Source organism: Trinickia sp. (assembly GCF_051961175.1).
GTDB lineage: Bacteria > Pseudomonadota > Gammaproteobacteria > Burkholderiales > Burkholderiaceae > Trinickia.
This window is the reverse complement of sequence record NZ_JBQCDN010000057.1, coordinates 1-2,542: the sequence shown is the minus strand read 5'-3', so window position 1 is coordinate 2,542 and position 2,542 is coordinate 1. Positions and strand designations below refer to the sequence as shown.

Genomic DNA, 2,542 nt, shown 5'->3' with positions numbered 1-2,542 from the left:
AGAAGCATAGCGCCTGCCTGAGGCTTTTGCAGGGAAGCGAAAACAGGCCCTGGGGCGGGGGAGGGGGCGACGCGGGAAGGATCGGCGGGAAAGGAAAAAGGGACGGCGCCGAACGGCAACCGTCCCTCGCCCCCGAGCGGGCGAATAGCGGTGCTGCGAATGCGGTCGGAATACGCGCTCAGCAAGCGCCCGGCGTTTGCGAGCAGACCGCGTTGACGAGCGGGACGATATTGCCGCTCGTGAACGAAGAGGCGCCCTGCTGCTTGACCGTGGTATCGGTATAGCCCCAGCTCGTGACGCCGACGACGGTGTTGCGGCCGGCGCCGCTGCCGAAGCTCGTGCCCGACAGGCTCGGCGCGATGCCGAGATTGACGTGCCACGGGCCGCCGCTCGAGCCGCCCGTCATCAACGATCCGATGATCGTGTTATTGGAGAAGTTCCCGGCCTTGTAGCCCTGGGAATCGTTGCGCTCCATCAGCGCGCCGCCGTCGAGCGCGACCGGGTAGCCCAGCTGATCGATCAGCGCTTGCGACGATGGGTTGAAGCCGTAGCCGTTCCAGCCGTAACCGTACCAGCCGGTGTGAGTGCCCGCGTATGAGCCGGATTGCGGGGCAAGCGTCAGGACGGCGACGTCGTCCTGACAGACGACACCGCTCACGGTGCACGAATCCGTGCCGTTGTAGTACGCCGTCATGACCGTTGCCGATGCCGCCCGCCATACGCCGTATGGCGCGGCGCCATTGCTGTAGGCCGGCACGAACGCCCAGTTCGAGTAGAACTGGTTGTGGCCGAAGTTCGCGACGCAGTGGGCCGCCGTGACGACGATGCCCGGTTTAAGCAGCGAGGCCGAGCACACGTAGGTCGCGCTGCCGATGTTGAAAAACAGCTTCCCGGCCGGGGCGAACGGGTAGTGATACTGCGTGTTGTCGCCCAGCGCGTCGGCTCGGTTCGTCGTGAAAACCTGGTTCGACGTACCGAACTCCTGCGGGCTGACTTGATCCTGTCCGCTGACGGCGCTCGCGCTACTGGAGGGGGCGAGCCTGACCGGCGCGCGTTTGCCGTCACCCATGCCACCGGGTGCATAGGCGGGCGCCCCCAGGCGAACCGGGGCTTGCAGCAGGGCATCGGCGAGCGGCGGCGCTGCCATTCCCGGGTTCGGCAGCGGCATCGGCCGCGCGTGTGCAAAATCGATCGTGTCGGCAGCCTGCGCAGCCACCGCCGGCACGACGATCTGCGAAATCGCGCCTACCGTCCTGACCTGCTGTGCGGTGGCGCCCATGGCGACACAGGAGCCGACCAATGAAATACCCACATACATTGCGACCTTGTTCATTTTAATCTCCTTATTCCATGTTGCTTCTGCTTGATTGATGGCTGGAAAAATAAAGCGATTAACCGGCGAAGGCGATTCTGTTGTTTTGTTTTTAATATGAAGCGCCAGCGAGGGTTCGGGTGCAGCTATACGGGCAGATTGTTAGTGAGATTGAATAAATGCTATGTTTCATTCGAAGAAAACGAACCCATGATGCAACCCGCTCACCATGCCGCGCTCGCATGCCTGCTGCGACACGCACGAGCGCTGGTGCGCCTGGCGCGGTGCGGTTGACGATGGGCTGATTGCCAGCGTGCCGGATTCGGCGCGGATTAAAGCGTAAAAGATTCTCTTTCGTTCAAGGGTTGGTAATCCGTCGTCTCGATTATCGTTGTTTTGATGGATTCCAGTAAATCATGCGACCAAGGGGTGGGCAACTGATAGATGTGCCAGTTTGGTGGAATATTTACGCCGGAGTGCTATTTCAGTATCGACGGAAAACTGCTGTTTAGAAAATAAAAAAGCCAACCGTGAAGGTTGGCTTGACGGAAGGCGAGGTGCCCCGAGGATCACTGCGGCTGGGGCAGCCCGCCGATTTTCATGCCCGGCTTGATCCCCTTCGAGGAGAACCAGCCTTTGCTCATCTCAAGGGCGTACACGCCGTTGTTGCGCGGGCAGTGGTTGTTGGTCGTCTCCGCCTGCATCTCGTCGATGTCCGTGACGGTGCCGTCGGCGCGCATGAAGGCGATCGACAGCGGAATCAGCGTGTTCTTCATCCAAAAGCAGTGGACGGCGTTCTCATTGAAGACGAACAGCATCCCTTCGTTCGGTGCGAGTTGCGTCCGAAACATGAGTCCCTGCTCGCGATCGGCGTCGTTGGCGGCCACGGCCGCGTCGATGACGAACATCCCGGCCGTCAGCTTCACGTGCGGGAAAGCCTCGGGCGGCTTGGCGCCGGCGGGCATCGCCTGCGCGGAGGCGGCGATGGGCACGAACTGTGCTGCGAGCGCGCAGACGGGCAAAGCGACGGCAAGCGCCAGGCGCGCCATCCACGGGCGAAACGAAAATCGCACGACACACTCCTTATCGACGACGAGAACCCGCGCATCTTACGCGAGCGAGCACGGCCACTGAAAAAGCCGGCGCAGACGCGCTCTGCGTGAAACCGGAGTAAGGCGCTCTGTATGGGCCGCAGTCAGTGCTGAAGCACTCACGGCGGCCGACAGCTCT

The 2,542-nt window shown here is 62.0% G+C and carries 2 protein-coding genes; both read right to left on the bottom strand.

Annotated elements, in window-relative coordinates; translation table 11 throughout:
• Positions 1–178 precede the first annotated feature (178 nt).
• Positions 179–1,333, bottom strand: coding sequence for a trypsin-like serine peptidase (locus tag ACTHL0_RS03370; protein ID WP_440565176.1), 1,155 nt, complete (start codon positions 1,331–1,333; stop codon positions 179–181).
• A gap of 548 nt (positions 1,334–1,881) precedes the next feature.
• On the bottom strand, positions 1,882–2,385 hold the full coding sequence (locus tag ACTHL0_RS03365; RefSeq protein ID WP_440565175.1) for a DUF192 domain-containing protein: 504 nt from the start codon (positions 2,383–2,385) through the stop codon (positions 1,882–1,884).
• Positions 2,386–2,542: the final 157 nt, after the last annotated feature.

What these genes read in the sequence shown, in the direction of transcription:
- ACTHL0_RS03370 (WP_440565176.1), bottom strand. Translation starts at nt 1,333, where the DNA reads ATGAACAAGGTCGCAATGTATGTGGGTATTTCATTGGTCGGCTCCTGT.